The sequence below is a fragment of the Pseudomonas sp. FP2294 genome (genome assembly GCF_030687625.1).
Classification (GTDB): Bacteria; Pseudomonadota; Gammaproteobacteria; order Pseudomonadales; family Pseudomonadaceae; genus Aquipseudomonas; species Aquipseudomonas shahriarae.
In genome coordinates, this window is the sequence record NZ_CP117441.1 from 3,510,217 (window position 1) to 3,536,576 (window position 26,360).

Below are 26,360 nucleotides of genomic sequence, written 5' to 3' on the forward strand. Positions count from 1 at the left end.
ATCATAGGGCGCCCGGGGACGCGGGTATAGCCTTGGGCCACAGTAAAAAGCCCGGCATAGAGCAAACAAGTTGGATGTACACGACCATTGGTCAATAGCACGCAACCGGGAGGCAGCTAGACTGTCCATTGCAAAGACAGTGAGTGCCCTGCACAGGGCAAAAGGAGGCACTTATGAGCCTGACAACCACGATTTTCATGCTGGTGCTTGGCTGGCTGGCCGTCGCCGGCGCCATGTTGTGGGGGGTGTTGCGCGTGACCCGCCGGCACCATCACCCACAACCCAAACCCGCTGCACACGCCAAGAGCCACAAGCCGGTCGCGCATCACGCCTGAGCCCAGCCAGGAGCCGGCAGGCAGCCGGCCCCTACAGATCTAGGCCAGCTGTTTGCGAGCGACCGCAACTGACGCCGCCAGCATCGCCCGCAGTAATACCGCGCACCCCGCCGCCAGGTCATCCGGTGCCGCATTTTCGATCTCGTTATGGCTGATCCCGCCTTCACACGGCACAAATATCATCCCCGCCGGCCCCAGTTCAGCGACGAAGATCGCGTCGTGCCCGGCGCCACTGACGATATCCATATTCGACAACCCCAGGCCATTGGCCGCCTCACGCACTGCATCGACACAGCCCTTATCGAAATACAGCGGTGGAAAATCGGCGGTGGGCACCATTTCGAAGGTCAGGCCGTGCTTGGCGCAGGTGTCGTCGATCACCTGGCGCACCTGGGCAATCATCGAGTCCAGGCGCGCCGGTTCCAGGTGGCGGAAGTCGAGGGTCATGCGCACTTCGCCGGGGATCACATTGCGCGAGCCCGGGTAGGCTTGCAGGCAACCCACGGTGCCACAGGCATGGGGCTGATGGCCGAGGGCTGCGGCATTGACCGCAGCCACCACTGCCGAAGCGCCGACCAGAGCATCCTTGCGCAGGTGCATCGGCGTCGGCCCGGCATGAGCCTCAACGCCGCGCAGGGTCAGGTCGAACCATTTCTGGCCAAGCGCCCCCAGCACCACGCCGATGGTTTTGCGTTCGTCTTCCAGGATCGGCCCCTGTTCGATATGGGCTTCGAAATAGGCCCCCACCTTATGCCCGCTGACCGGCCGGGTGCCTGCATAGCCAATCGCATTCAGTGCATCGCCCACCGTGACGCCCTCGGCGTCGGTCTTGGCCAGGGTGTCTGCCAGGGTGAATTTCTCGGCGAACACCCCGGAGCCCATCATGCACGGTGGGAAGCGCGAGCCTTCTTCGTTGGTCCACACCACCACCTCCAGCGGCGCCTCGGTTTCGATCTTCAGGTCATTGAGCGTGCGCAACACCTCCACACCCGCCAGTACACCGAAGCAGCCATCGAACTTGCCGCCAGTGGGTTGGGTGTCGATATGGCTGCCGGTCATCACCGGCGCCAGCGCCGGGTTGCGCCCCGGACGACGGGCGAAAATATTGCCCACCCCATCGACGGTCACAGTGCACCCCGCCGCCTCGCACCACTGCACAAACAGATCCCGGGCCTGACGATCAAGGTCGGTCAGGGCCAGGCGACACACACCGCCCTTGGGGGTAGCGCCAAGCTTGGCGAGGTCCATCAACGACTGCCACAGGCGGTCGCGGTTGATGTGCTGATGGGTGGATTGCAGAACGTCGATGGCAGCGTTCATGGGGATCTCCTCAGGCAATATTATTGTTTGAGTCGGCGCGATATCCGCGGGGGCTGGCTTGCCTGGGATGGCGGTGGGTCAGTTACCACCGCTATCGCAGGTAAGCCAGCGCCCACATTGACCGCATTTACGACGGAAATTTAGCGGCGATAGGACTGGTTTTGCGCTTGCTGCACAGCCCGTAATACAACACCCCGCCCAATGCCGATCCGGTAAACCAGCCGTAGCTGTAGAACCAGCTGAAGGCATCGCTGCCCAACGACAGCAAGGTCAGCACCACCGGCACACCGAAAGCGATAAAACCCGCCACGTTCCAGGCCGGGTACACGTCATCGCGGTACAGCCCCGCCAGGTCCAGTTGCTGGCGACGGATCAGGAAATAGTCCACCACCATGATCCCGGCAATCGGCCCCAACAGGCTCGAATAACCCAGCAACCAATTGGAATACACCGTTTCCAGGCTGACATCGGACACGATCAGGCCGAGCTTTTTCAGCAGTTCGTGGGCCATCAACGCCAGCCCCACCAGGCCGGTGAGTATCACCGCGGTGGTGCGGTTGATCAGCTTGGGCGCGATGTTCTGGAAGTCGTTGGTGGGCGAAACAATATTGGCCGCCGTGTTGGTCGACAGCGTGGCAATGATGATCAGCGCCATCGCCACCGCGACCCACACCGGGCTCTGGATGTGCCCGATCAGGGTCACCGGGTCGGAGACGCTGACCCCCACCAGTTTCACCGAGGCGGCGGTCATGATCACGCCCAGGGCGGCGAACAGGAACATGGTCAGCGGCAGGCCGAAAATCTGCCCCAGGATCTGGTCCTTCTGGCTTTTGGCATAACGGCTGAAGTCAGGAATGTTCAGGGACAAGGTGGCCCAGAACCCGACCATCGCGGTCAGCCCTGCCATAAAGTACCCCGTCAGGCTCGCCCCTTCGGGCCGCTTGGGCGGGATCGCCATCAATTCGCTGAACGACACATTGGGCAATGCCCACACCAGCAGGCCGATACCCACGGCCACCAGCAGCGGTGCCGACAGGGTTTCCAGCCATTTGATCGACTCGGCACCGCGCAGCACCACCCACAGGTTCAGCACCCAGAAGATCATGAAGCCGATCACCTCACCGGTGCCGCCCAGGCTCTTCCAGCCCTCGAAGATCGAGCCGAGGAACAAGTGGATCGCCAGCCCGCCGAACATCGTCTGGATACCGAACCAGCCGCAGGCCACCAGCGCCCGGATCAGACACGGCACATTGGAACCAAGGATGCCGAAGGATGAACGCAGCAACACCGGGAACGGAATGCCGTACTTGGTGCCCGGAAAGGCATTCAGCGTCAGGGGCACCAGCACCACGATATTGGCCAGCAGGATCGCCACCAGCGCCTCGCCCACCGACAAGCCGAAGTACGCGGTGAGCACCCCGCCCAGGGTGTAGGTCGGCACACAGATCGACATGCCGACCCACAGCGCGGTGATGTGCCACTTGTTCCAGGTTCGTTCGTGCACCTTGGTCGGTGCCATGTCGTGGTTGTAACGGGGGCTGTCGAGGACGTCGCTGCCGGCGTCGAGTTCATACAGGCCGTCGCGTTCTATGACTTGCGATCTGTTCTGTTGCATGGCCGCTCCACGGTTTTTTTGAATTATTGTTGCTCATCCGGCGTTCAACGCTGGATGGCCGCAGTCCCGCATGGACAACATGACATCACGGACCCGGCCAACCGGCAGCGCACTCAATTACCGTGCCGCACACCGTCACCGCATCCGTACCGCTTATATAACTGGCTGATGTTTATCAGCTTTATTTTGTTTACCGAAAAGTCCCACGGCACTTTCAACGTTACTCAGGCCAAATAACGCAGAAGTTGTCCGAACAATCAGGACTCAATCTGGTGCAACACAATTATTTTTATTACTGCCTGCCGTCAAGAGGCAACTCTCAAGCGTCTGATTTGCAATAGGAAATGTTGCTCATATTGGGAACCTGTCAAGTGCGTCAAAATGGTGAGAGGTCGCTACATTTTGGTGATTTTCAGTTTTTACCCTTATAAATCAATAAGTTATTACAGATATATACTTATAAAAAATAATCTTGATCATTCGAAAAACTCGGGCTAGTTTCTATTCCTGTCACCGATGACAAGAATAGATTCTGTACGGTGAGCAGAACTACAACACTTAGAACTGGCATAAGCCGGTCAAGCCCCTGAGGAACTCGGCATGTCTCTGTTGATCCGCGGCGCCACCGTTGTTACCCATGATGAAAGTTATCCAGCCGATGTCTTGTGCGCAGACGGTCTAATCCGCGCTATTGGCACTGATCTGGAGGTGCCCGCCGGCACCGAGATACTCGATGGCAGCGGCCAATACCTGATGCCCGGCGGTATCGACCCCCATACCCACATGCAACTGCCCTTCATGGGCACCGTGGCCAGCGAGGACTTCTTCAGCGGTACGGCAGCAGGCCTGGCGGGCGGGACCACGTCGATCATCGACTTCGTGATTCCCAACCCGCAGCAGTCGTTGCTGGAGGCCTTCCATCAGTGGCGCGGCTGGGCCGAGAAGTCGGCGGCCGACTACGGGTTTCATGTCGCGATTACCTGGTGGAGCGAACAGGTGCGCGAGGAAATGGCCGAGCTGGTAAGCCACCACGGCATCAACAGCTTCAAGCACTTCATGGCCTACAAGAACGCGATCATGGCCGCCGACGACACCCTGGTCGCCAGCTTCGAACGCTGCCTGGAACTGGGCGCGGTGCCCACCGTGCATGCAGAGAACGGCGAGCTGGTGTATCACCTGCAACGCAAGCTGATGGCCCAGGGCATCACCGGGCCCGAAGCCCATCCGCTGTCGCGCCCTTCACAAGTGGAAGGCGAAGCGGCCAGCCGGGCGATCCGGATTGCCGAAACCATCGGCACGCCGCTGTACCTGGTGCATGTTTCGACCCAGGAAGCCCTCGACGAAATCACCTACGCCCGCGCCAAGGGCCAGGCGGTCTACGGCGAGGTCCTGGCCGGGCACCTGCTGCTGGACGACAGCGTGTACCAGCATCCCGACTGGCAAACCGCAGCGGGCTACGTGATGAGCCCGCCCTTCCGCCCCCGCGGGCATCAAGACGCACTGTGGCGCGGCCTGCAATCGGGCAACCTGCACACCACCGCGACCGACCACTGCTGCTTCTGCGCCGACCAAAAGGCCGCCGGGCGTGACGACTTCAGCAAGATCCCCAACGGCACCGCCGGCATCGAAGACCGCATGGCGTTGCTGTGGGACGAAGGCGTCAACAGCGGGCGCCTGTCGATGCAGGAGTTTGTCGCATTGACCTCCACCAACACCGCAAAAATCTTCAACCTCTACCCACGCAAGGGGGCGATCCGCGTCGGTGCCGATGCCGACCTGGTGCTGTGGGATCCCCAGGGCACACGGACCATCTCGGCCAAGACCCACCACCAGCGGGTGGACTTCAATATCTTCGAAGGCAAGACCGTACGCGGCGTACCCAGCCACACCATCAGCCAGGGCAAGCTGGTGTGGGTCGATGGCGACCTGCGCGCCGAGCGTGGTGCCGGGCGCTATGTCGAACGGCCGGCGTATCCGGCGGTGTTCGAGCAGCTGCGCAAGCGGGCCGAGCATTCCAGGCCAGTCGCGATAAACCGCTGAAATCGCCACTCGCAGGCAAGCCAGCTGCCCCCCGTTGATAGGTGAACCCGATCAAATGTGGGAGCAGGCTTGCCCGCGATGAGGCCAGTGCAAACAACAAAAAACCAATGCCCGCCAGAGGCAAAAAAAACCGTGAGGCCCTTACCGTGATCCAGACCCTGAACCACCTCCCCCACCCCAACGAAGATGGGGCGACCCTCGCCAGCCATTTCACCGACCTGGCACCGCCCCTCAATGCCCGCCAGGCCCACCTGGAAGCCTCGCGCTGCCTGTATTGCTACGACGCGCCGTGCGTCAACGCGTGCCCCAGCGAGATCGACATCCCCTCGTTCATTCGCAATATCCACACCGACAACGTCCAGGGCGCGGCGCAGAAGATTCTCTCGGCCAATATCCTCGGCGGCAGTTGCGCCCGGGTCTGCCCGACAGAAATCCTCTGCCAGCAGGCCTGTGTGCGCAACCACAGCGACGAATGCGCCCCGGTGCTGATCGGCCTGTTGCAACGCTATGCCATCGACAACGCGCACTTTGAGCAACACCCGTTCCAGCGCGCCGCCCCTACCGGCAAGCGCATCGCGGTGGTCGGTGCCGGGCCTGCGGGGCTGTCCTGTGCCCATCGCAGTGCCTTGCATGGGCATGACGTGGTGATTTTCGAAGCACGGGAAAAGGCCGGCGGCCTCAATGAATACGGAATCGCCAAGTACAAACTGGTGGATGACTTCGCCCAGCAGGAGCTGGATTTCCTCTTGCAGATAGGCGGCATCGAAATCCGCCACGGCCAGCGCCTGGGCGACAACCTGAGCCTGAGCGACCTGCACCAGCAATTCGACGCGGTATTCCTCGGCCTGGGCCTGGCCGCCAGCAAACACCTGGGCCTGCCCCACGAAGACGCCCCCGGTCTGCTCGCCGCCACCGACTACATCCGTGAGCTGCGCCAGGCCGACGACCTCAGCCAACTGCCCCTGGCCGACCGCTGCATCGTGCTCGGTGCCGGCAATACCGCCATCGACATGGCCGTACAAATGGCTCGCCTGGGCGCGCGGGACGTCAACCTGGTATATCGCCGTGGCCTTGCCGACATGGGCGCCACCGACCATGAACAGGAGATCGCCAAGGCCAACCAGGTCCGCCTGCTGACCTGGGCCCAACCCGACACCGTGCTGCTGGACGACCACGGCCAGGTACGCGGTATGCGCTTTGCCCGCACGCGCCTGGAAAACGGCCGGCTGCACACCACCGGCGAAACCTTCGAGCTGGCGGCCGATGCGATCTTCAAGGCCATCGGCCAAGGCTTCGACGAGCAGGCCTTGCACGATCCCCTGGCCCAGCAACTGCAACGCCAGGGTGAACGGATCTTTGTCGATGCGCAGCTGCAAACCAGCATCCCCGGCGTGTATGCCGGCGGCGATTGCGTCAGCCTCGGGCAAGACCTCACCGTCCAGGCCGTGCAACACGGCAAGCTGGCCGCCGAGGCCATGCACGCTCAACTCATGCTCAACGTGGAGGCTGCGTAAATGGCCGATCTCTCGATTGTCTTCGCCGGTATCAAAGCCCCCAACCCGTTCTGGCTGGCTTCTGCGCCACCCACCGACAAAGCCTACAACGTGGTCCGCGCCTTTGAGGCCGGCTGGGGTGGCGTGGTCTGGAAAACCCTGGGTGAGGACCCGGCGGCGGTCAACGTCTCGTCCCGTTATTCGGCGCACTTTGGCGCCAACCGCGAAGTGCTGGGTATCAACAATATCGAGCTGATTACCGACCGCTCCCTGGAGATCAACCTGCGGGAAATCACCCAGGTGAAAAAGGACTGGCCGGACCGCGCACTGATTGTGTCGTTGATGGTGCCGTGCGTCGAAGAGTCATGGAAAAACATTCTGCCCCTGGTGGAAGCCACCGGTTGCGATGGCATCGAACTGAACTTCGGCTGCCCCCACGGCATGCCGGAACGGGGCATGGGCGCGGCCGTGGGCCAGGTGCCGGAGTACGTGGAACAGGTGACACGCTGGTGCAAGACCTACTGTTCGCTGCCGGTGATCGTCAAGCTCACGCCCAACATCACCGATATTCGCGTGGCCGCCCGTGCCGCGTATCGCGGGGGCGCCGATGCGGTGTCGCTGATCAATACCATCAACTCCATCACCAGCGTCGACCTGGAACGCATGGTCGCCCTGCCGATCGTCGGCACCCAAAGCACCCACGGCGGCTACTGCGGCTCGGCGGTCAAGCCGATTGCCTTGAACATGGTCGCCGAAATTGCCCGCGATCCCCAGACCCAGGGCCTGCCGATCTGTGGGATCGGCGGCATCGGCAACTGGCGCGATGCCGCAGAATTCGTGGCTCTGGGCTGCGGTGCAGTGCAGGTGTGCACGGCGGCGATGCTGCATGGTTTTCGGATTGTCGACGAGATGAAGGATGGCTTGTCGCGTTGGATGGACAGCCAGGGCTACAGCAGCCTGCAGGATTTTTCCGGGCGCGCGGTGGGCAACACCACGGACTGGAAGTACCTGGACATCAACTACCAGGTCATCGCCAAGATTGACCAGGCCGCGTGCATCGGCTGCGGGCGTTGCCATATTGCCTGTGAAGACACCTCGCACCAGGCGATTGCCAGCCTCAAGCAGGCCGATGGCACCCACGTGTACCAAGTGATCGACGACGAATGCGTGGGCTGCAACCTGTGCCAGATCACCTGCCCGGTGGCGGATTGCATCGAGATGGTGCCGATGGACACTGGCAAGCCGTTTCTCAACTGGACCCAGGATCCGAGGAACCCCTATCGGGAGGCGGTGTAACCGTTTAAATCGCTATCGCAGGCAAGCCAGCTTCCACATTTCAATGGTGTAAATCCAATCCAATGTGGGAGCTGGCTTGCCTGCGATGAGGCCCTCAACCTCTCCCCAAAGCTCAGGGCTCCAAGCCAATCCCCCGCAAAATCACACTGGTCACCGTCTGCACCGCCCGTTCGAACTGCATATCCGACAGCGCCTGATGGTCGTTGAGGATCATCACCTGGTGATCGAAGTCGGCATAGTGCTGGGTCGAGGCCCAGATCATATACAGCAGGCTCGACGGCTCCACCGCGAGGATGCGCTTGTCTTCCACCCATTGGCGGATCTTCGCTTCCTTCATCTTGGCCCAATCGTAGAGGCTCGCATCCAGCGCTTCGCCGAGGGTCGGCGCGCCGTGGATGATTTCATTGGCCCAGACTTTCGAACCATAGGGGCGGCTGCGCGAGTGCTGCATCTTCGCCCGGATGTAGCTGCTGAGCACCACCCGTGGGTCATCGAACATTTCGAAGCACAGCGCATCCTGCTTCCACACTTCCAGCAGGTCGAACAACACTGCGCTGTACAACTCGCTCTTGGTGCTGAAGTAGTAATGCAGGTTGGAACGCGGCAGTTGCGCCTGTTCGGCAATGTCGGCCATGGCGGTGCTGCCATAGCCTTTTTCGGCGAAGACCTTTTCAGCGGCCAGCAGAATCTTTTCGACGTTGACCCGACGGATACCGATCTTGTGATTGCCCATAGGGGCTCCCTGACAACGACATGCCTGGAAGACTACCATCCGCTCTAGATCGGGGCGACAGCCTAAGTGGAAACTTCGTACACTGCCCGCTCTTCCCCTTGATAGGTAGTGCACGATGTTGATCAAGAACACGTTGATGGCGGTTGCCTTGCTGACCTCTCTGCTGGGCGCCCAGGCGGCCTTGGCCCACGCCCACCTGAAAAGCACCACGCCGGCGGCCGACAGCACCGTCGCGGCCCCCGCCGACGTGCGCCTGGTGTTTTCCGAAGGCGTCGAAGCCACGTTCACCAAGGTGTCCCTGAGCAAGGACGGTACCGAAGTGGCGGTCAAGGGCCTGGAAACTCCGGACAAAGACAAGAAAACTCTGGTGGTGACCCCGGCCGCCCCGTTGGCTGCCGGCACCTACAAGGTCGAGTGGCACGTCATCTCGGTCGATACCCACAAGAGCGCAGGCAGCTACAGCTTCAAGGTCGGCCAATAACCCATGGCAACCCTGCTGGTGCTATGCCGTTTCCTGCACTTTATGGCGGTGCTGCTGATGTTCGGGGCCAGTGTGTTCCGGCCCTTGCTCCTGGGCACCAAGCCCCAGCCGGCAGTGGACCGGCAACTGGCGCGCCTCACCGGGCCACTGGCCTGGCTGGCCCTGGGCAGCGGTGTGGCGTGGCTGCTGTTGATCAGTGCCAGCATGGCCGGCAGCGACTTGCTGGCGCTGGACCTTGCAACGGTGCAATTGGTGCTGGGCAAGACTTTTTTCGGCCAGGTCTGGAGCGTGCACCTGCTGTTGAATGGCCTGTTGGTGCTGAGCCTGCTGACACGTTGCAACCGCGCGCGCCTGCCCCTGACGGCGCTGCTCCTGGCAACCCTGGCCCCCGTGGGCCATGGCGCCATGCTCAGTGGCCTGAGCGGCCAATTGCTGATCCTCAACCAGGCGGTGCACCTGCTCTGCGTCGGTGCGTGGCTCGGTGGGTTGCTGTTGTTGGTCCTGCTCCTGCGCCAAACGCAGCACACGCCCCTGGAAGAGATTCTGCAGCGCTTCAGTGGCGTCGGTTACGGGCTGGTGGCGGGTTTGCTGGTCACCGGGCTGATCAATATCCGCGTGCTCACCGGGCAATTCTGGCCTACCCCGCTGTTCAGCGGGTTTGCCTTGATCCTGTTGATCAAGGCGCTGCTGGTGGCGGGCATGCTCGGCCTGGCAGTGCTGAACCGGCTACGGACCCAGGATTGCCAGCAGCGACGTGGCCAATTGCAGGCCAGCGTGTTGCTGGAATGGCTGTTGGGCGCGGCGGCGGTGGCAGCCGTTTCCCTATTGGGCACCCTGCCACCGATGCTGTAGGAGCATCGTCCAGTTCAAGGCGGACTGTTCTTCAAGCGCCCCGCCGTGTCGATACTCACCACCACCGACAGCCCCGGTCGCAGGCGTTCGCTTTGCTCCTGATCGGGGTCCACCGTGATCCGCACCGGCACGCGCTGGGCGATCTTGACGAAGTTGCCGGTGGCGTTATCGGCCTGCAACAGGCTGAACTCAGACCCCGTCGCCGGCGAAATACGCTGCACCGTGCCATGAAACTTGCGGTGGTCCAGGGCATCCACGGTAAACGTCACCGGCTGGCCCACCTGCACGTTGTCCATCTGGGTTTCTTTCATATTGGCGATCACCCACAACTGGTTCGGCACCAGTGCCATCAACTGCGCGCCGGAGTTGACGTAGGCCCCCAGGCGCACACCAATCTGCCCCAGCTGGCCGTCCCGGGGGGCCAGGACGCGGGTGTTCGACAGGTCGATCCGCGCCAGCTCCACCGCTGCATCGGCACTGGCCACCGCCGCTTCCAGGGAGCCGCGATTGACGATTACCGTCTGCAGGTCCTGGCGGGCGATTTCCAGGCTGGCCTGGGCCTGGGCCACAGCGGCGATGGTTTGCGCATTGGCGGCGCGGGTCACGTCCAGTTCGCGGCGCGACACCGAGCCGTCGCTGATCAGCTCTTCGTTGCGACGCAGGTCCGCAGTACTTTTGCGCGCCTGGGCCTGGCTATCGGCCAGGGCGGCCTGGCGCAGCTTGATGGTCGCCTCGGCACTGTTGCGCTGTTGCACCACGTTGGCCAGGGCGGCCTGCTGCACCGCCAGTTGCGCCTGGGCCTGGTCCAGGCGTTGCTTGTAGATGCGGTCGTCGAGGCGTACCAGCAAATCCCCGGCCTTGACGTGCTGGAAGTCCTGCACCGGCACCTCGAACACATAACCGCCCAATTGCGGGCTGATGATCGTCACCTGGCCGCGTACCAGAGCATTTTCGGTGGTTTCCACAGCGCTGCTGAACGGCGGCAATTGCCAGGCGTACAGCACAATCAACACGCCAACGATGGCAATCGCGGCAAAGCCCAGGGACGAGACGATGCGCACGCCCAGGGAGCGTGGCTCGATGGCCGTCGCACCCGGCGGCGTGCTGCCCTCCGGGGTGGCAGCAATGGCATTGGTGGTCGTGGTGGTAGCCGTAGGTTCGCTCATGAAGGAAGTGCGCCGCTAGGTTGAACGGAAGGCGCTGCACTGGCGGCAGCTTTCTTGGTGGTGCTCATCAGCCACAGGCTGCGGGTAAAGATCCACAACATGGTGAGGATCGCGATGATCGCGATCAGCATAAACACGTCGTTATAAGCCATGACATTGGCCTCGCGGGTGGCCGCCGTGGCCAGGCTGCGAATGCCCATCAGGTTGCGCAGTTCCGGGTCGGCAATCACCGAGCCGTAGGCCGAGCCGCCGCTTTGTACACGGGCCGCGACCCGCGGATCCAGCAGGGTCAGGTGTTCGACAATCATGCTCGAATGGAATTTCTCCCGCACCACCTGGAAGGTGCCGAGCAACGCCGCGCCCATCAGCCCGCCGAGGTTCTGGCAGATCCCGAACAACACCGAGAAACTCACGAGGTTGCGCGGGTTGGCCAGCACATTGCGCATCCCCAGCACCATGGTCGGGCCGAGGAAGAAGGTACCGCCAAACCCCAGCAGAAACTGGCTCAGGTACATGTTCTGCGGCCGCGTCAGGTTGCTGGAGAAGCTGTCCATCACCGAGCCCGTGGCCATCAGCGCCAGGGAAATCACCAGGGGCATCAGCAAGTGTGCCGGGTTGATGGTCAGCGCGCTGATCACCAGGCCACTGATCGCCCCTAGCAGCATCACCAGGTACAGGGTGCGCATCTGCTCGCTGCTCATATTCAGCGCCTGCAAAAAGCCCACGGCGCCGGTGGATTGCTCGGACAGCACCATGCGGATCAGGATTACCGCCAGGGCCAGGCGAATCATCACCCCGCCGCCCAGCCAGCGGGTCATCAGCAGCGGGTTGGCGCGGTTATGTTCGATGGCCAGCCCGGCCATGATCAGCACCAGGGAACAGGCCGAGGCCACGCCGATCCACGGGGCTTCCAGCCACCAGTCGATGCGCCCCAGGGACAGTACCGCGCAGAGCAATGCCACGCCCGAGGCGAGCAAAGCAAAGGTCAGGAAGTCGAGCTTTTCAAAGGTCTTGAAGCGATCGCCCGGCGGCAACTTGAGCAGGAACACACAGCCCAGGCAAGTCAGCGCCATGCCCAGCTCAAACAGATACAGGCCGCGCCACTCGGCAATCTGCAGCAAGTCTTCGGAAAACAGCCGCGCCATCGGCAACGCCAGTTGCGCGGTACCCAGGCCCAGCACCAGAGCCTTGAGCCGCCACTTCGCCGGGAACGCCTGGACCATGTAGTACAACCCCAGGGAACTGAGGGCCGCGCCCACCATGCCGTGGGCGGCACGCACGGCGATTGCCGAACTGAGGTCATTGACGAACAGATGGCCAAAGGTGACCAGGGCGTAGAGCACCAGGAACACCTCGGTAAACGCGCGCAAGCCGAACTGCTGGCGGAACTTCACCAGCAGCAGGTTCATGGACACGTTGGTCATCACATAGGCGGCGGGTAGCCAGGCCATTTCGGCGGTGGTCGCGCCCAATGCCCCTTGCAGATACGGCAGATTGGCGATCACCAGCGCATTGCCCAGGCCGCCGGTGATTGCCACCAGCACCCCAACCAGGGCAAAAGCCCAGCGTTTGAGCGTGGGGTGATGGGGCGTCGACGGCGACCCCGGCAAGCTCGGACGCTCGTGGGGTTGCCAGGTGTGCGGGGTGTATTTATCCATTCGTGACCTTGATGACCGACGCACGAGGCCGGTAAAACCCTGACTCAGAGCTTAGTAGACCTGAGCGGGGTTCATCTTGTCATCTTTGTGGGAGCTGGCCTGCTCCCACATTTGATTTGTGATGTGGCGCAAATACGTGCCCAGCCGCCCCCCCTGTGGGAGCGGGCTTGCTCGCGATAGCGGCGGTTCAGGCGCTATTTCTGGTGGCTGACACACTGCCATCGTAGGCAAGCCAGCTCCCACATTTGATTTGTGATGTGGCGCAAATTATGTGCCCCAGCCGAGCCCCTCCTGTGAGAGCCAGCTCCCACAGGGGGTTTTAGATCCAGCCCAGCCAGCTCCAGTAGGTGGCGGCAAACACCAGCATCAGCAGATAGCCAATCACCGTGACCAGCAAGCCTACCTTGGCAAACTGCCGCGCGGTGAAGGTGCCGGTGCCCAGGCACACCATGTTCTGCGGGGCGTTGATCGGCAGGATAAAACCGTAGCTGACCACAAACCCGAGCAACATGGTCATGCCCAGCCGGCTGAAGTCTCCCGGCAGGGTTTGCAGTACGGCAATCAGGATCGGCAACAACGCCGAGGTCAGCGCGGTAGCGCTGGCAAAACCCAGGTGAATCACAATCAGGAATGCGCCGAGGATCGCAAACACCCCCAGCGGCCCCAGTTGATCCAGGCCGGTATGCCCCACCACCTGCGCGCCCAGCCATTGCCCGGCCTGGGTGGTGAGCAACGCGGTACCCAGGCTGATGCCCACACCGAACACAATCACCGTGCCCCAGGGGATACGCGACTGCACGTCCTTCCAGGTCATCACGCCGATCCCCGGCAGCAGCAGGAACACCAGGCCGGCGTAGGTGGTGGAGGTGGTATCGAAGCTGTGCAGGCGCCCTTCCGTGGCCCAGGCCAGCAGCAGCAATACCGAAACGGTCAGCAAGCGCTTCTGCGGCCCGGTCATCGGGCCGATCTCCACCAGGGACTGCGCCACCGCTTCCTTGCCACCGGGAATGCTATTGCTTTCCGGGGGCAGCAACTTGAGCACCAGAAACAGCAGTACCGCCGACATGATCAGCGCCCACGGCGCCCCGGCGATCAACCAGTCGATCCACGACACGCGCTGGCCGAGCATTTTGTCCATAAAACCGACCGTCAGCAGGTTCTGCGCGGCGGCGGTCTGGATCCCGACGTTCCAGATACTGGTGCCCTGGGCGACGACGATCATGATTCCGGCGGCGATATTCGAGCGTTTGTCCACGCCAAACGCGGCAATCACCCCCATCATGATCGGCACCACGCAGGCGCTGCGGGCGGTGGCGCTGGGCACCACCAGGCTGAGCAGGATGGTCACCGCAATCGCGCCCACCAGGATCCCGCGAGTGCTGGTGCCGACCCGGGTCAGAGTCACCAGGGCGATACGCCGGTCGAGGCCGGTGTGGGTCATGGCGGCGGCGATAAACAACGCACCGGCCACCAGGGCCAGGGCCGGGTTGGCAAACCCGGTGAGCGCCATGCTGATAGCGGGGCTGGAACCGATCAGGTGCGTCGGGTCCTGCAAGGACGGTGCAGTGCCCAACAGAAAGGCCATCAACGAGGTGATCATGATCGCACTGGCTTCGTAGGACACCGCCTCGGTGATCCACACCACCACGGCAAACGCGAGGATCGCCAGCATCCGCTGGCCGGCCACCGGCAAATCGGCGGGCAGCGGCAACAGCAGCACGCCGACCATCACCAGTACGGCAATCACCAGGCCCATGGGCAACTTGAATGATGCAGCGGTTGTTGCGGGGCCGTTCATGGGGTTCTCCGTCAGCCTTCAAATCAGGCCGACAGCATGAGGCAAAGCACCGCACGCCGTGTTGACGGGTATCAACGTGCCAGGCCAACACGTGAGCCCAGCCCCCTCCTATCGGCCAGCCGGCCGCAGCAGAGCATCGACCTGCTCAGCCACGCTTAGCAAAAGGCTGTCGTTTCTAAATCCTCCGATTATTTGCAGCCCTACCGGCAGCTCTGCGGCCTTGCGCACAAGAGGAATATTCACTTGCGGCAATCCAAATGCCATCCAGAACTTGATGAAATCCGACGGCCCAGTGGCGCCAAGGCCCAACGGGGCGACGATGCCGCAGCTCGCCCCCAGGACAGCGTCAAACGGGCTGAATATCTCCTCCAGCACCGGCGCCAACTGTGCCAGACGCCTCTTGGCCGCTGACTCTTGCTCCCAACTGGTCCGCTCGGCGCGGGCGAACATATCGAGGATTTCCATGCTCATCTTGTCCGGATGTCGATTGAGCTCAGCGGCCAATGAGCGGGCGCCCTCACAATCGTTTATCAGCAGATGGTCATCAAACACTCTGGCAAACCCCTCGGGCAACACCACCTCGCTCACTCGGTGCCCTGCCGCACGCAGCGTATCCATAGCGGCTTCCAGTGCCAGGGCCACGTCCTTGTCCACCTGATCCCAGCGCGCCGTACGGCAAAAACCCAACGACCGTAGCGGGCTTTCCGCGGGGCGCGCCGGGAACCCCGGGATCAGGACTTGCGCAATCAGGCTCAAGTCACGCACCGAACGCCCAAACCAGCCGGCCGTGTCGAAACTCGGAGCCAGTGGCTTGACCCCCTCAAGCGAGACCAGCCCATAGCTGGGTTTGAAGGCGTGCACCCCACAGTAAGCGGCAGGTTTGATCAATGATCCGGCCGTCTGCGTACCCAGGGCGATGGGAAAGAATCCAGCCGCCAGCCCCGCCGCCGAGCCCGCACTCGAACTCCCAGGCGTGCGTCGGGGGTCCCGGGGATTGCGCGTCGGCCCGGTGTACATATAGGCGAATTCGGTGGTATGGGTCTTGCCCATAATCAGCGCCCCCGCCTGGCGCAGCAGCGAGACAACCTGTGCGTCACGGGACGGGCGGTTGTCCTCATAGATCGGCGAGTAAAAACCGGTGGGATGATCCACGGTGTCGTAGTTATCTTTGACCCCCACCGGAATACCTGCCAACAGACCTCGCGCACGCGTCCCGGTCAATTGCCTCGCTTGAGCACGTACCGCGTCGGGGTCGAACGAAACAAAGGCCTGTACTGTCGACTCCTGGGCCTCGGCACACCCAAGGAAGTGTGCGGCGACTGTCTCTTCGCTCACCTCACCCGCACAGACCCGCTGTGCCAGGGCGGAGGCATCCAAATGATCAAAACGGTACATGGCATTCCTCTGTTACAGGCCTGTCTGCCCAAGGGCTCAATGCAAAAGCTGCGGGTTGTCGAAGAAGTCATTGGGCGCCGAGGTCGGCTCGTCGAACAGCATGATTTTCCGCTTCATGCACAGGGCACGGGTAATCGCCACGCGCTGTTGCTGACAGCCCGACAATTGCCCGGCACCTTGTGGGCCTGCTCCGGGATGCGCACGCGCTCCAGGTTCCGTCGCAGCCATTGAGCAACTTGACGAGTTCACGTCCTACCGTTGGCTGGCGTGCCCAAAAGACTTAAATCAACTTAACGTCGTTTGCGTAACATGCGTTAAACAGCGAACGCCGATTGCAAATCACAGAAGCCTTTTATCTCGATGGGATTGCCGGCCGGATCCAGGAAGAACAGGGTTGCCTGCTCGCCCGGTCCGCCGGCAAAGCGCAGATAAGGGGCGAGGACAAACTTCACCCCGCCCGCGATCAAACGGTCCTTTAACACCAGCCAGTCCGGCATCTCCAGCAACACCCCCAGATGAGGCATCGGTACCAGATGGTCGCCGACCCTGCCGGTATCAGTGACGGCAAAGGGCTCACCCAGATGCAGGGATAATTGATGCCCGAAGAAATTCACGTCCATCCATGTATCCGTGCTGCGCCCTTGTGCGCAACCCAGCAAGTCACAGTAGAACTGACGTGAAACTTCCAAATCGCGAACATGGTAGGCCAGATGAAAAATCGACTGCATGGAGCGCTCCTTAAATCACCATCTATTTAAATGACAGTGGAATAAGGCAAAGTTTGTGCTGCTTTTACAGAAACACACAGCATGTAATTTTTATTCAGAGCGAAAGAATTTTTAACGATAGCCCCGTACAAGAGCAGGGAGTATTGCCCTACCCCAGTAACTGGCTCAACACCGCCCTCAACTTACCTGGCTTGACCGGTTTGTTCAGCAACGGTGCTTCCAGGCGGCGCAGGGCGCGGCGGCACTGGTCGGTGCGGTCCGCTGTGATAATCACGGCGGGAATGTTCTGGGCGAAATGCTCGCGCAACTGCTTGACCACCGCACACCCCACCACCCCATGGTCGAGGTGATAGTCAGCCAGGATCAGCTCCGGCGCCCGGCCCTGCAACGCCAGCAAGGCACCGGCCTGGTCGGTGGCGGTCACCACCTCGCAGCCCCACTGCCCGAGCAGCGCGCGCATGCTTTCAAGGATGCTCAGCTCGTTATCGATCACCAGCAGGCGGCGCCCGGGCAACGGATTACCAGTGCTCGGCTGTGTCGGCAACTGACTGATGGCCAGGGGTACCTCGGCACTCAACGGCACCTCGATGCTGAACATCGAGCCGCGCCCCGGCCATGAGCGTACTGCCACCGGGTAACCCAGAATCAGCGCGATACGCTCGACAATCGCCAGGCCCAACCCAACGCCCTTGCGATCCGCGGCGCGGCCGACATCGAGTTGGTTGAACTCCAGAAAGATCGAGCTCAACCGGTCCGCCGCAATTCCGCGCCCGGTGTCCCAGACCTCCAGGCGCAGGCGATCACCGCGCCGCCGCGCGCCCAACAGGATGCAACCTTCGTCGGTGTAGCGGCAGGCATTGCTGAGGAAGTTGCGCAAAATACGCGTCATCAAGCGCAAGTCCGTGCGGATCGCGTAGCCGGCAGTGCGCGCCCGCAGCTTGAGGCCCGCCGCCTGGGCCACCGAATGGAACTCCGACACCAGCGGCGCAAACAGCTCATCCAGGCGGTACAGCGCCACGTCCGGCTTGACCGCCGCCTGGTCCAGGCGCGAGATATCCAGCAAGTCGGTCAGCAGGTCCTCGGCCCCTTCCAGGGCCTGATGGGTGCGCTCCACCAGCACTTTCTCGACACTGGGCAGGTTGCGTTCACGCAGGGTAGAGATCAGCAGCCGCGCCGCGTTGAGCGGTTGCAGCAGGTCATGGCTGGCAGCGGCCAGGTACTTGTCCTTGCTGCGATTGGCGGCCTGGGCGGCGTCACGGGCGTCGCGCAGGTCTTGTTCAGTCTGTTCGCGCCGGGCGATCTGCTGTTGCAGGTTGTGGTTGGCTTCGAGCAGCTCATCGGTGCGCGCCGCCACCCGTTGTTCCAGCTCATCGTTGAGGCGGATATAGCGTTTGCGCTCGGCTTCCAGTTCATCCAGCCGCGCCGTCAGCTCCGGGTAGTGGCTCTTGCGCGCCGAGTGATCGCCCAGCCCCAGCAGCCCGGCCAGAGCCCGCTGCTGGTCGTCAGAGAGCTTCGCCATAGACGACCTCGACGTCACGCTGGCTCGACTCACGCGGGTTGGTCAGGATGCACGGGTCGTGCATGGCGTGTTGCGACAAAAACGGAATATCTGCCACCCGCACCCCGTGCAGGCCGAGGGTTTCATGGAAGCCGATGGCGTGCTTGAGGGCAATCAGGTGCTCCACCAGCCGCCCGCAGATCTGCCGGTGGTTGAGGCCCCGGCAGTCGATGCCGAAGGTCTCGGCAATCACCTTGAACCGTTCCGGCGCCGAGTTGTAGTTGAACGCCACCACATGCTCCACCAGCACCGCGTTGCACAGGCCATGGGGCAAGTCGAGAAAGCCGCCCAGGCTGTGGGACATGGCATGCACCGCGCCGAGGATCGCATTGGAAAACGCCAGGCCGGCCTGCATGCTGCCGAGCATGATTTTCTCGCGCAGGGCGATATCGCCGGGGTTGGCGATCATCTGCACCAGGTTGCCATTGATCAGGCGCATGGCTTCCAGCGCATGGGGGTCGGTCAGTGGGCCGTGGCCGGTGGACACAAAGGCTTCGATGGCATGCACCAGCGCGTCGATCCCGGTACAGGCCGAGAGGAACGGGTCCATGCTGGCGGTGGTTTCCGGGTCGATCAGCGACACATCCGGCACCACTGCCTTACTGACGATGGAAAACTTCATGCGTTCCTGCTGATTGGAAATGATCACGAACTGCGACACGTCGGCCGAGGTGCCGGCGGTGGTCGGGATCAGGATCAGCGGCGGGCTGGGCACGCGGATGGTGTCCACCCCTTCGAACTCAAGAATGCTGCGCCCATGGGCGACCACAATACCTATGGCCTTGCCGCAATCCATCGGGCTGCCGCCACCGACGGCGACGATCACATCGCAATGGTTCTCGCGGTAGACCTCGGCGCCCTGCATCACTTCTTCGACACGCGGGTTGGGTGACACCGCGGTGTACAGGCAGTACTCGATCCCCAGGGACTGCAGGCTGGCCTCGACATCCGCGACCCAACCGGCAGCGACCACACCCGGGTCGCTGACCACCAGGACCTTGCGCGCACCGAAAGTCTTGGCGTAATTGCCGACACTGTGCCGGGAACCGGCGCCGAAGATGATTTCTGGGGAGACGAATTTACGCAATTGGCTGAGGCTATGGCTCATTGGAAAGCCTGTTTTTATTGTTTTGGAAGATACGGGCCACACTAACGCATCCGCTGGCGAATGCAATCAGACCAATGGGCTAGCCCTTATCCCTGCAGGAGCCGGCAGGCCGGCTCCTGGGATGGTTTCAGCGGTTGGCGAAATACATGGTCACTTCAAAGCCGATACGCAGGTCGGTGTAGGCGGGTTTGGTCCACATGGGAGCGTTCCTCTTGTTATACCGGGAGAGTCCGGTACAGGCATTAATACATGGGTGGGCTGGCGGGCGAATGCTACTTTCGAACGAACCGGTCGCAGTCGTTAGTCTCGGATGTACATAGAATCTCCCACAGGGGTACGCGCACGATTCGACGATCAGGTCGGCTGTCAGGCCGCCTCGCTTTGCTGGTGATTTTGATCTTAGGCGCCCCGTTAAACCACGCTGGCCGTCATCCGATATTGATTTGGGGGGTAACCCGGCAGGACGCCGGGTTAGCCGCGCTGGGCCATGGATGGCCCATCGCGGCGGCCCCCCAAATCAATGTCGGATGACGGGCACACCGAGCCTGGGCGAGGTGCCGAGTGGTGGGGCAGGAGCCCTTTTGGTTACTTTTGGCTGGGCCGGCACTCCGGGCTCTTTTCCAAAAGTGACCCGCCGTAAGGGCGGAACCCTAAGTGGCCGTGACCGCAGCAATGGATATGTACACATACCCAGAAGAGGGTTGTGTAGCTACTCATGCTGCGATGACCGAAGGTCAGCCGCCAATAATGCAAGCTGGACAACCGCTATCGCAGACAAGCCAGCTCCCACACTTGATTGCATTTCAAGCAGGGCGGCTGATGCCTACCCATCAAAGGGTGGAAGCTGGCAGTTCAATCAGGCAATCAGAAGAACCCCAGCGGGTTGATGTCGTAGCTCACCAGCAGGTTCTTGGTCTGCTGGTAATGATCAAGCATCATCTTGTGGTTCTCACGCCCTACCCCGGACTTCTTGTAGCCACCAAACGCAGCATGCGCCGGGTACAGGTGATAGCAGTTGGTCCACACACGCCCGGCCTTGATCGCCCGGCCCATGCGGTAGGCGCGGTTGATATCGCGGGTCCACAGCCCGGCACCCAGGCCGAATTCGCTGTCGTTGGCAATCGCCAGGGCTTCGGCTTCGTCCTTGAAGGTGGTCACGCCCACCACCGGGCCGAAGATTTCTTCCTGGAACACGCGCATTTTGTTGTGGCCCTTGAGCAGAGTCGGCTGGATGTAATAGCCGCTGGACAGGTCGCCCGCCAGGTGTTCGGCGGCGCCACCGGCCAGCAGTTCGGCGCCCTCTTCCTGGGCGATGGTCAGGTACGAGAGGATCTTGTCGTACTGCTGCTCGGACGCCTGGGCGCCGACCATGGTCTCGGTGTCCAGCGGGTTGCCGCGCTTGATCTTGACGATCTTCTTCATGACCTCGGCCATGAATGGCTCGTAGATCGACTCCTGCACCAGCGCCCGCGACGGGCAGGTGCACACTTCGCCCTGGTTGAAGAACGCCAGCACCAGGCCCTCGGCGGCTTTCTCGATGAAGGCCGGCTCCGCCTGCATGATGTCTTCAAAGAAGATATTCGGCGACTTGCCGCCCAGCTCGACGGTGGACGGAATAATGTTCTCGGCCGCCGCATGCATGATGTGCGCACCCACCGGGGTGGAGCCGGTAAAGGCGATCTTGGCGATGCGCTTGCTGGTGGCCAGGGCCTCGCCGGCTTCGCGGCCAAAACCCTGGACGATGTTCAACACGCCGGCCGGCAACAGGTCGGCGATCAGTTCGGCAAACACCATGATCGACAGCGGCGTCTGCTCGGCCGGCTTGAGCACGATGCAGTTGCCGGCGGCCAGGGCCGGGGCGAGTTTCCAGGCGGCCATCAGCAACGGAAAGTTCCACGGGATGATCTGCCCGACCACGCCCAGGGGCTCATGGAAATGATAGGCCGCGGTCAGTTCGTTGATCTCGGCGGCGCCGCCTTCCTGGGCGCGGATGCAGCCGGCGAAGTAACGGAAGTGGTCGGCGGCCAATGGCACGTCGGCATTCAGGGTCTCGCGCACGGCCTTGCCATTGTCCCAGGTCTCGGTCACGGCCAACACTTCCAGGTGCTGCTCGATGCGGTCGGCAATTTTCAGCAGCACCAGGGCGCGGTCCTGGGCCGAGGTCTTGCCCCAGGCGTCGGCGGCAGCATGCGCAGCGTCCAGGGCCTTGTCGATATCGGCGGCGCTGGAGCGCGGGAATTCGGCAATCACCTCGCCAGTCACTGGCGAGGTGTTGGTGAAGTATTCACCGTTGACCGGGGCCACAAACTCGCCACCGATAAAGTTACCGTAGCGCGGCTTGAAGGTGACGATGGCGCCGGGGGTGCCAGGTTGTGCGTAGATCATGATGAGGCCTCTTTCGGGGGATGTTGTTATTGATCTATCCGTTGCATCTGAGCGCGTTCATAGCGGGGATACAGGTGGCTGACACTGCGGATCAGTTCGTAGCGGCTCAGGCTGATGGCCGCAAAACGTTCGGGAATGGGGCTGCGGATCATCTCGCCCATGGCACTGCCATTGGCAGCACCGGTGGCCATGAGCTGGTCGAGCCAGCCCAGGTAATCACGCATTTGTGCGAAGGGTTGGGCATCGCTGGCCACCGGGCCGTGGCCGGGCACGATCAGTTTCCAGGGCAGGCCTTGCAGGGTGGCGATATCCGCCAGCCATACCGCCAGACCCGGGGTGTTGGGGGTGGTCAGGGCGCGCTGGTAAAACACCAGGTCGCCGGCAAACAGCACGCCGGTGGTTTCGTCGAAAATCGCCAGGTCGGCGCCGGTATGGCCGCTCAGGCTCAACAATCGCAAAGCGTGGCCGCCGACGGTCTGCACTCCGGGGCTCAACGTCTGGCTGGGCAGCAGCACTTCGGTGCCGCGCATCCAGTCGCCGACCATGCGGTACATGTTTTCCGCCATGCCATCGCCCTGTTCGCGCAGCAGCGTGGTGGTGCCTGCCAGCGCAGCGATCGGCACATCCTTGAACGCCTGGTTGCCCAGCACATGGTCGGGGTGATGATGGGTCAACAAGACCTGGATCACCGGCTTGTCGGTGACCGTGGCAATCGCCTGGCGCAATGCTTCGCCGTAACGCCGGGACGGCCCGGTGTCGATCACCACCACCCCGGCCTGGGTCACGATAAACCCGGTATTGACGATGTTGCCGCCGTTGGCCCTGGCGAAATTATCCGTGCTGCCTTCCAGCAGCCAGGTGTCGGCGGCGATCTGCCGGGGCTTGAGGGCGTAGTCGAGGTCGGCCAGCGCGGGCAGGCCCAGGCCGAGTAACAGCAGTAATAGCCACTTCATGGGATGGCCCCGGCGAATTCACTACCGCTGGTATCGCGCAACAGCAGGCGCACCGGCCCGGCGCCTTGCAGGTCAAACGCCAGGTCGGGGTTCTCGCTGACCGCCGCGAACAGCTCCAGGCGCGCCAACACCCGGTCCTGGGCGTCGCGCAGTTCGGCGTGGTTGATGTAGAACTCAGGGATGCCGCTGACCATGCCATTGTCCATCGGGTGTGCTACCTGCAGGCGCAGTCGGCTGAAATCCTCGCGGGGGTAACGACCGCCCAACACTTCCCCCAGGTGTTCTTCCCAGCCCGGCTGGCTGCGCACCACGCTGGGCGCGGTACAGCCGCCGCCGGCGGCGTCGATCAGGGTCGACCCCACATGCCACAGGCCATCCTTGGTCAACACGGCGGCGCGCAACGGCGTGGCCTGCTCGATCCGGACGCGGATCGCCAGCCACGGCAACACGCCCTCGCCCGGCTGGAAGTCGACGATTTTCGGCAGTGGGTTGAGTTCGGCCCAGGCGATGATTTTCACCACCTGGCCCTTGAAGGCGCGAGCGTCGATTTCCAGGGGCACCTGCCGCGCATCTTCGGCAAATGGCGGCGCCAGCAGCTTGACCCGTTCATCAAAGACAAACGGCGCATTGCCGAGGAACTGCTGGTGGAAATAGCTCCACATCACCGATGGCACCGGGTCTTTGCCGGGGTCCATCCCGTAGGCGGCCACTGGCAACCAGCAAGCCAACAGCCAACGTGCGCGCCAGCCCATGGCTTACTCCTCGACGTGCACGCTATCAAGATAAGTGCGTACCGCCCACAAGGCTTCCTGGCTCAAGTAGTCGGCCATTTTCGGCATGTACACCCGACCATCGCGCACGGCGCCGTGGCGCACCCGTTCGACGAACCATTCGTCCCCGGCATCGCCCTCATCGAGCATGCGCAGGTCGGGGGCGATCCCACCGGACTTGGCTTCCAGACCGTGGCACGCGGCGCAGTTCTGGTTATAGGCCGAGGCCCCCACTTCGACGGCCTTGGCGTGTTCCGGCGACTGGCGATACGGGTTCACCGCCGCCCAGCCATCGGCATCCAGCGGTACGCCGGCGTCCTTGATCGGGGTCAGGCCTTGGGTTTCCACGGCAGTTGGCGTCACGTTGCCGTGAGCCCAGACGGAGCCTGCACCGATCACCCCGGCCAACAGGCCGGCAACCAGCAAGGCGTTGCGTTTTGTTGTCATTATTGTCCCCTCAGGATTGCACGCAAAACCTCTCTACAGAGGCTATGGCAACCATCATAGGAACGCCTCGCCAGGGCCCGTATGCTGCTTTGGTGGCCGGGCTCTACTCCCTTCGTAGTAAGGCTTGCGGGCCCCTGCTAAATCAGATGCGGTTCGGGAAATTGTCCCGGCCACACCGGGATATTTTCCGTATCCGCGGGCACCGTCCAGCCAGCAACCTGTGCAGGCCAAAACCTCCACTGGGAACTGCAACCATGACAATAAGATCGCTACCCGCCCTCTCGCCGCTGAGCCTTGCCGTGCAGGCTTTCCTGCTGGTCGGCAGCCTGTCCTTGAGTGCGGCGAGCTTCGCCGCTGCCGAACCTGCAAAGCAGACGCGCAACGTCACCTGGGAAGACATTGCCAACGACCACCTGACCACCAAGGACGTGCTGCAATACGGCATGGGCACCAACGCCCAGCGCTGGAGCCCCCTGGCCCAGGTCAACGACAAGAACGTATTCAAGCTCACCCCGGCCTGGTCGTACTCGTTCGGTGACGAGAAGCAGCGCGGCCAGGAGTCCCAGGCCATCGTCAACGACGGCGTGGTGTATGTCACCGGCTCCTACTCCCGGGTGTTCGCCCTCGACGCCAAGACCGGCAAGCGCCTGTGGACCTACAACCACCGCCTGCCCGACAACATTCGCCCGTGCTGTGACGTGGTCAACCGCGGGGCCGCGATTTTTGGCGACAAGATCTACTTCGGCACCCTCGATGCGCGCCTGATCGCCCTCGATAAAAACACCGGCAAAGTGGTGTGGAACAAGAAATTCGGCGACCACGCCGCCGGCTACACCATGACCGGCGCCCCGGTGCTGATCAAAGACAAGGTCACCGGCAAGGTCCTGCTGATCCACGGCAGCTCCGGCGATGAATTCGGCGTGGTCGGCCAGTTGTTTGCCCGCGACCCGGACACCGGCGAAGAAGTGTGGATGCGCCCGTTCGTCGAAGGCCACATGGGCCGCCTGAATGGCAAGGACAGCACCACCACCGGCGATGTGAAAGCACCGTCCTGGCCGGATGATCCGACCACCGAAACCGGCAAGGTCGAGGCCTGGAGCCACGGCGGCGGTGCCCCTTGGCAGAGCGCCAGTTTCGATGCCGAGACCAACACCATCATCGTCGGCGCCGGCAACCCCGGCCCGTGGAACACCTGGGCGCGTACTTCCAAGGATGGCAACCCTCACGACTTCGACAGCCTCTATACCTCAGGCCAAGTGGGTGTCGACCCAAGCACCGGCGAAGTGAAGTGGTTCTACCAGCACACGCCAAACGATGCCTGGGACTTCTCCGGCAACAACGAACTGGTGCTGTTCGACTACAAGGACAAGGACGGCAAAGTGGTCAAGGCTACCGGCCACGCTGACCGCAACGGCTTCTTCTACGTGGTGGACCGTAACAACGGCAAGCTGCAGAACGCCTTCCCGTTCGTCGACAACATCACCTGGGCCAGTCATATCGACCTGAAGACCGGCCGCCCCGTGGAAAACGAAGGCCAGCGTCCGGCCAAGCCGCTGCCGGGTGAAACCAAGGGCAAGCCGGTGGAAGTCTCGCCGCCGTTCCTCGGTGGCAAGAACTGGAACCCCATGGCCTACAGCCAGGACACCGGCCTGTTCTACATCCCCGGCAACCAGTGGAAAGAGGAATACTGGACCGAAGAGGTCAACTACAAGAAGGGTTCGGCGTACCTGGGCATGGGCTTCCGTATCAAGCGCATGTATGACGACCACGTCGGCACCCTGCGCGCGATGAACCCGACCACCGGCAAGGTGGTGTGGGAGCACAAGGAGGCCCTGCCATTGTGGGCCGGCGTGCTGGCGACCAAGGGCAACCTGGTGTTCACCGGCACCGGCGACGGTTTCTTCAAAGCCTTCGACGCAAAAACCGGCAAGGAGCTGTGGAAGTTCCAGACCGGCAGCGGCATCGTCTCCCCACCGATCACCTGGGATCAGGATGGCGAGCAATATATCGGCGTGACCGTTGGCTACGGCGGCGCCGTGCCGTTGTGGGGCGGCGACATGGCCGAGCTGACCAAACCGGTGGCACAGGGCGGGTCGTTCTGGGTCTTCAAAATCCCGAGCTGGGATAACAAAACCGCGCAAAAATAACCCCCCGTTGATGATCGTTCCCACGCTCTGCGTGGGAATGCCTCCCAGGGCGCTCCGCGCCCCAACGGCCACCACGAGGTCC

The 26,360-nt window shown here is 62.3% G+C and carries 22 protein-coding genes and 1 pseudogene; 7 read left to right on the forward strand and 16 right to left on the reverse strand.

The genetic code is table 11. The annotated features are described in order from the left end of the window. Positions 1–173: 173 nt before the first annotated feature. Positions 174–335, forward strand: a complete 162-nt coding sequence (locus tag PSH73_RS15490) for a hypothetical protein (RefSeq protein ID WP_164844848.1) — start codon at positions 174–176, stop codon at positions 333–335. Between the two features lie 39 nt (positions 336–374). On the opposite strand, the gene PSH73_RS15495 is transcribed toward PSH73_RS15490, so the two are convergent. Both PSH73_RS15495 and PSH73_RS15500 read right to left on the reverse strand, forming a co-directional pair. Continuing rightward, the gene (locus PSH73_RS15495; protein ID WP_186625814.1) at positions 375–1,655 is read right to left on the reverse strand and encodes a Zn-dependent hydrolase; all 1,281 of its coding nucleotides are present in this window, start codon (positions 1,653–1,655) and stop codon (positions 375–377) included. 127 nt (positions 1,656–1,782) lie between these two features. Beyond that, entirely contained in the window at positions 1,783–3,270 is a 1,488-nt protein-coding gene (locus PSH73_RS15500) for an NCS1 family nucleobase:cation symporter-1 (protein WP_169990354.1), read from the reverse strand. Between the two features lie 600 nt (positions 3,271–3,870). Here PSH73_RS15500 and hydA point away from each other — a divergent pair. From hydA to preA, 3 genes are all read left to right on the forward strand, one after another. After that, positions 3,871–5,310: a dihydropyrimidinase gene (gene hydA / locus PSH73_RS15505; RefSeq protein ID WP_057441486.1), complete on the forward strand. Its 1,440-nt coding sequence runs from the start codon at positions 3,871–3,873 to the stop codon at positions 5,308–5,310. Positions 5,311–5,456: 146 nt separating this feature from the next. Continuing rightward, a complete protein-coding gene (locus tag PSH73_RS15510; RefSeq protein WP_120734445.1) occupies positions 5,457–6,824 on the forward strand; it encodes an NAD(P)-dependent oxidoreductase in 1,368 nt (455 codons plus the stop codon). After that, positions 6,825–8,099, forward strand: coding sequence for an NAD-dependent dihydropyrimidine dehydrogenase subunit PreA (preA, locus tag PSH73_RS15515; protein WP_057441482.1), 1,275 nt, complete (start codon positions 6,825–6,827; stop codon positions 8,097–8,099). Positions 8,100–8,211: 112 nt separating this feature from the next. Here preA and PSH73_RS15520 read toward each other — a convergent pair whose 3' ends face one another. Continuing rightward, on the reverse strand, positions 8,212–8,832 hold the full coding sequence (locus tag PSH73_RS15520; RefSeq protein WP_029298440.1) for a TetR/AcrR family transcriptional regulator: 621 nt from the start codon (positions 8,830–8,832) through the stop codon (positions 8,212–8,214). Positions 8,833–8,947: 115 nt separating this feature from the next. On the opposite strand from PSH73_RS15520, the gene copC reads away from it, so the two are divergent. Continuing rightward, a complete protein-coding gene (gene copC, locus PSH73_RS15525) occupies positions 8,948–9,313 on the forward strand; it encodes a copper homeostasis periplasmic binding protein CopC (protein ID WP_305460871.1) in 366 nt (121 codons plus the stop codon). Positions 9,314–9,316: 3 nt separating this feature from the next. After that, positions 9,317–10,165: a copper homeostasis membrane protein CopD gene (gene copD / locus PSH73_RS15530; protein ID WP_305460873.1), complete on the forward strand. Its 849-nt coding sequence runs from the start codon at positions 9,317–9,319 to the stop codon at positions 10,163–10,165. A 14-nt stretch (positions 10,166–10,179) separates the two neighbouring features. Here copD and PSH73_RS15535 read toward each other — a convergent pair whose 3' ends face one another. The 13 genes and pseudogenes from PSH73_RS15535 to pedF all read right to left on the reverse strand — a co-directional run bounded on the left by PSH73_RS15535 (position 10,180) and on the right by pedF (position 24,131). Further along, a complete protein-coding gene (locus tag PSH73_RS15535) occupies positions 10,180–11,331 on the reverse strand; it encodes an HlyD family secretion protein (RefSeq protein ID WP_057960067.1) in 1,152 nt (383 codons plus the stop codon). Then, positions 11,328–12,989 carry an MFS transporter gene (locus PSH73_RS15540; protein ID WP_115128516.1) on the reverse strand — a complete coding sequence of 554 codons (1,662 nt, stop codon included), beginning with the start codon at positions 12,987–12,989 and terminating at the stop codon, positions 11,328–11,330. The genes PSH73_RS15535 and PSH73_RS15540 overlap by 4 nt, the downstream gene beginning before the upstream one ends. Positions 12,990–13,308: 319 nt before the next feature. Further along, a complete protein-coding gene (locus PSH73_RS15545; RefSeq protein ID WP_057439399.1) occupies positions 13,309–14,787 on the reverse strand; it encodes a DASS family sodium-coupled anion symporter in 1,479 nt (492 codons plus the stop codon). Positions 14,788–14,895: 108 nt separating this feature from the next. Further along, on the reverse strand, positions 14,896–16,182 hold the full coding sequence (locus PSH73_RS15550; protein WP_305460876.1) for an amidase: 1,287 nt from the start codon (positions 16,180–16,182) through the stop codon (positions 14,896–14,898). A 75-nt stretch (positions 16,183–16,257) separates the two neighbouring features. After that, positions 16,258–16,350 (reverse strand): annotated as a pseudogene (locus tag PSH73_RS15555) (ATP-binding cassette domain-containing protein); the annotation flags it as partial. A gap of 146 nt (positions 16,351–16,496) precedes the next feature. Next, the gene (locus tag PSH73_RS15560; RefSeq protein ID WP_057439400.1) at positions 16,497–16,910 is read right to left on the reverse strand and encodes a VOC family protein; all 414 of its coding nucleotides are present in this window, start codon (positions 16,908–16,910) and stop codon (positions 16,497–16,499) included. A gap of 148 nt (positions 16,911–17,058) precedes the next feature. Next, positions 17,059–18,429 (reverse strand): hybrid sensor histidine kinase/response regulator, encoded by a 1,371-nt coding sequence (locus PSH73_RS15565; protein WP_057960070.1) that lies wholly within the window; start codon positions 18,427–18,429, stop codon positions 17,059–17,061. Then, entirely contained in the window at positions 18,413–19,576 is a 1,164-nt protein-coding gene (ercA, locus tag PSH73_RS15570) for an alcohol dehydrogenase-like regulatory protein ErcA (protein ID WP_186625820.1), read from the reverse strand. The genes PSH73_RS15565 and ercA overlap by 17 nt, the downstream gene beginning before the upstream one ends. A 127-nt stretch (positions 19,577–19,703) precedes the next feature. Beyond that, positions 19,704–19,775 carry a pyrroloquinoline quinone precursor peptide PqqA gene (gene pqqA, locus PSH73_RS15575; protein WP_003243383.1) on the reverse strand — a complete coding sequence of 24 codons (72 nt, stop codon included), beginning with the start codon at positions 19,773–19,775 and terminating at the stop codon, positions 19,704–19,706. Between the two features lie 665 nt (positions 19,776–20,440). Beyond that, complete coding sequence (locus PSH73_RS15580) at positions 20,441–21,961, reverse strand: aldehyde dehydrogenase family protein (RefSeq protein ID WP_057439402.1); 1,521 nt, start codon at positions 21,959–21,961, stop codon at positions 20,441–20,443. 26 nt (positions 21,962–21,987) lie between these two features. Beyond that, the gene (locus PSH73_RS15585) at positions 21,988–22,914 is read right to left on the reverse strand and encodes a quinoprotein relay system zinc metallohydrolase 1 (RefSeq protein ID WP_169990361.1); all 927 of its coding nucleotides are present in this window, start codon (positions 22,912–22,914) and stop codon (positions 21,988–21,990) included. Beyond that, positions 22,911–23,666: a quinoprotein dehydrogenase-associated SoxYZ-like carrier gene (locus PSH73_RS15590; RefSeq protein ID WP_057439404.1), complete on the reverse strand. Its 756-nt coding sequence runs from the start codon at positions 23,664–23,666 to the stop codon at positions 22,911–22,913. Before PSH73_RS15590 ends, PSH73_RS15585 begins: the two co-directional genes overlap by 4 nt. Positions 23,667–23,669: 3 nt before the next feature. Continuing rightward, positions 23,670–24,131, reverse strand: a complete 462-nt coding sequence (gene pedF, locus PSH73_RS15595; RefSeq protein WP_057439405.1) for a cytochrome c-550 PedF — start codon at positions 24,129–24,131, stop codon at positions 23,670–23,672. 254 nt (positions 24,132–24,385) lie between these two features. On the opposite strand from pedF, the gene exaA reads away from it, so the two are divergent. Further along, a complete protein-coding gene (gene exaA, locus PSH73_RS15600) occupies positions 24,386–26,278 on the forward strand; it encodes a quinoprotein ethanol dehydrogenase (RefSeq protein WP_057960074.1) in 1,893 nt (630 codons plus the stop codon). Positions 26,279–26,360: the final 82 nt, after the last annotated feature.

Bases quoted from the DNA above. Each gene is read 5' to 3' on its own strand.
- PSH73_RS15535 (WP_057960067.1), bottom strand. From the start codon at position 11,331: ATGAGCGAACCTACGGCTACCACCACGACCACCAATGCCATTGCTGCC.
- PSH73_RS15590 (WP_057439404.1), bottom strand. From the start codon at position 23,666: ATGGGCTGGCGCGCACGTTGGCTGTTGGCTTGCTGGTTGCCAGTGGCC.
- PSH73_RS15560 (WP_057439400.1), bottom strand. From the start codon at position 16,910: ATGCAGTCGATTTTTCATCTGGCCTACCATGTTCGCGATTTGGAAGTT.
- preA (WP_057441482.1), top strand. From the start codon at position 6,825: ATGGCCGATCTCTCGATTGTCTTCGCCGGTATCAAAGCCCCCAACCCG.
- ercA (WP_186625820.1), bottom strand. From the start codon at position 19,576: ATGAGCCATAGCCTCAGCCAATTGCGTAAATTCGTCTCCCCAGAAATC.
- copD (WP_305460873.1), top strand. From the start codon at position 9,317: ATGGCAACCCTGCTGGTGCTATGCCGTTTCCTGCACTTTATGGCGGTG.
- PSH73_RS15545 (WP_057439399.1), bottom strand. From the start codon at position 14,787: ATGAACGGCCCCGCAACAACCGCTGCATCATTCAAGTTGCCCATGGGC.
- exaA (WP_057960074.1), top strand. From the start codon at position 24,386: ATGACAATAAGATCGCTACCCGCCCTCTCGCCGCTGAGCCTTGCCGTG.
- PSH73_RS15540 (WP_115128516.1), bottom strand. From the start codon at position 12,989: ATGGATAAATACACCCCGCACACCTGGCAACCCCACGAGCGTCCGAGC.
- PSH73_RS15565 (WP_057960070.1), bottom strand. From the start codon at position 18,429: ATGGCGAAGCTCTCTGACGACCAGCAGCGGGCTCTGGCCGGGCTGCTG.
- PSH73_RS15490 (WP_164844848.1), top strand. From the start codon at position 174: ATGAGCCTGACAACCACGATTTTCATGCTGGTGCTTGGCTGGCTGGCC.
- PSH73_RS15585 (WP_169990361.1), bottom strand. From the start codon at position 22,914: ATGAAGTGGCTATTACTGCTGTTACTCGGCCTGGGCCTGCCCGCGCTG.
- PSH73_RS15550 (WP_305460876.1), bottom strand. From the start codon at position 16,182: ATGTACCGTTTTGATCATTTGGATGCCTCCGCCCTGGCACAGCGGGTC.
- PSH73_RS15580 (WP_057439402.1), bottom strand. From the start codon at position 21,961: ATGATCTACGCACAACCTGGCACCCCCGGCGCCATCGTCACCTTCAAG.
- pedF (WP_057439405.1), bottom strand. From the start codon at position 24,131: ATGACAACAAAACGCAACGCCTTGCTGGTTGCCGGCCTGTTGGCCGGG.
- hydA (WP_057441486.1), top strand. From the start codon at position 3,871: ATGTCTCTGTTGATCCGCGGCGCCACCGTTGTTACCCATGATGAAAGT.
- PSH73_RS15500 (WP_169990354.1), bottom strand. From the start codon at position 3,270: ATGCAACAGAACAGATCGCAAGTCATAGAACGCGACGGCCTGTATGAA.
- PSH73_RS15495 (WP_186625814.1), bottom strand. From the start codon at position 1,655: ATGAACGCTGCCATCGACGTTCTGCAATCCACCCATCAGCACATCAAC.
- PSH73_RS15520 (WP_029298440.1), bottom strand. From the start codon at position 8,832: ATGGGCAATCACAAGATCGGTATCCGTCGGGTCAACGTCGAAAAGATT.
- copC (WP_305460871.1), top strand. From the start codon at position 8,948: ATGTTGATCAAGAACACGTTGATGGCGGTTGCCTTGCTGACCTCTCTG.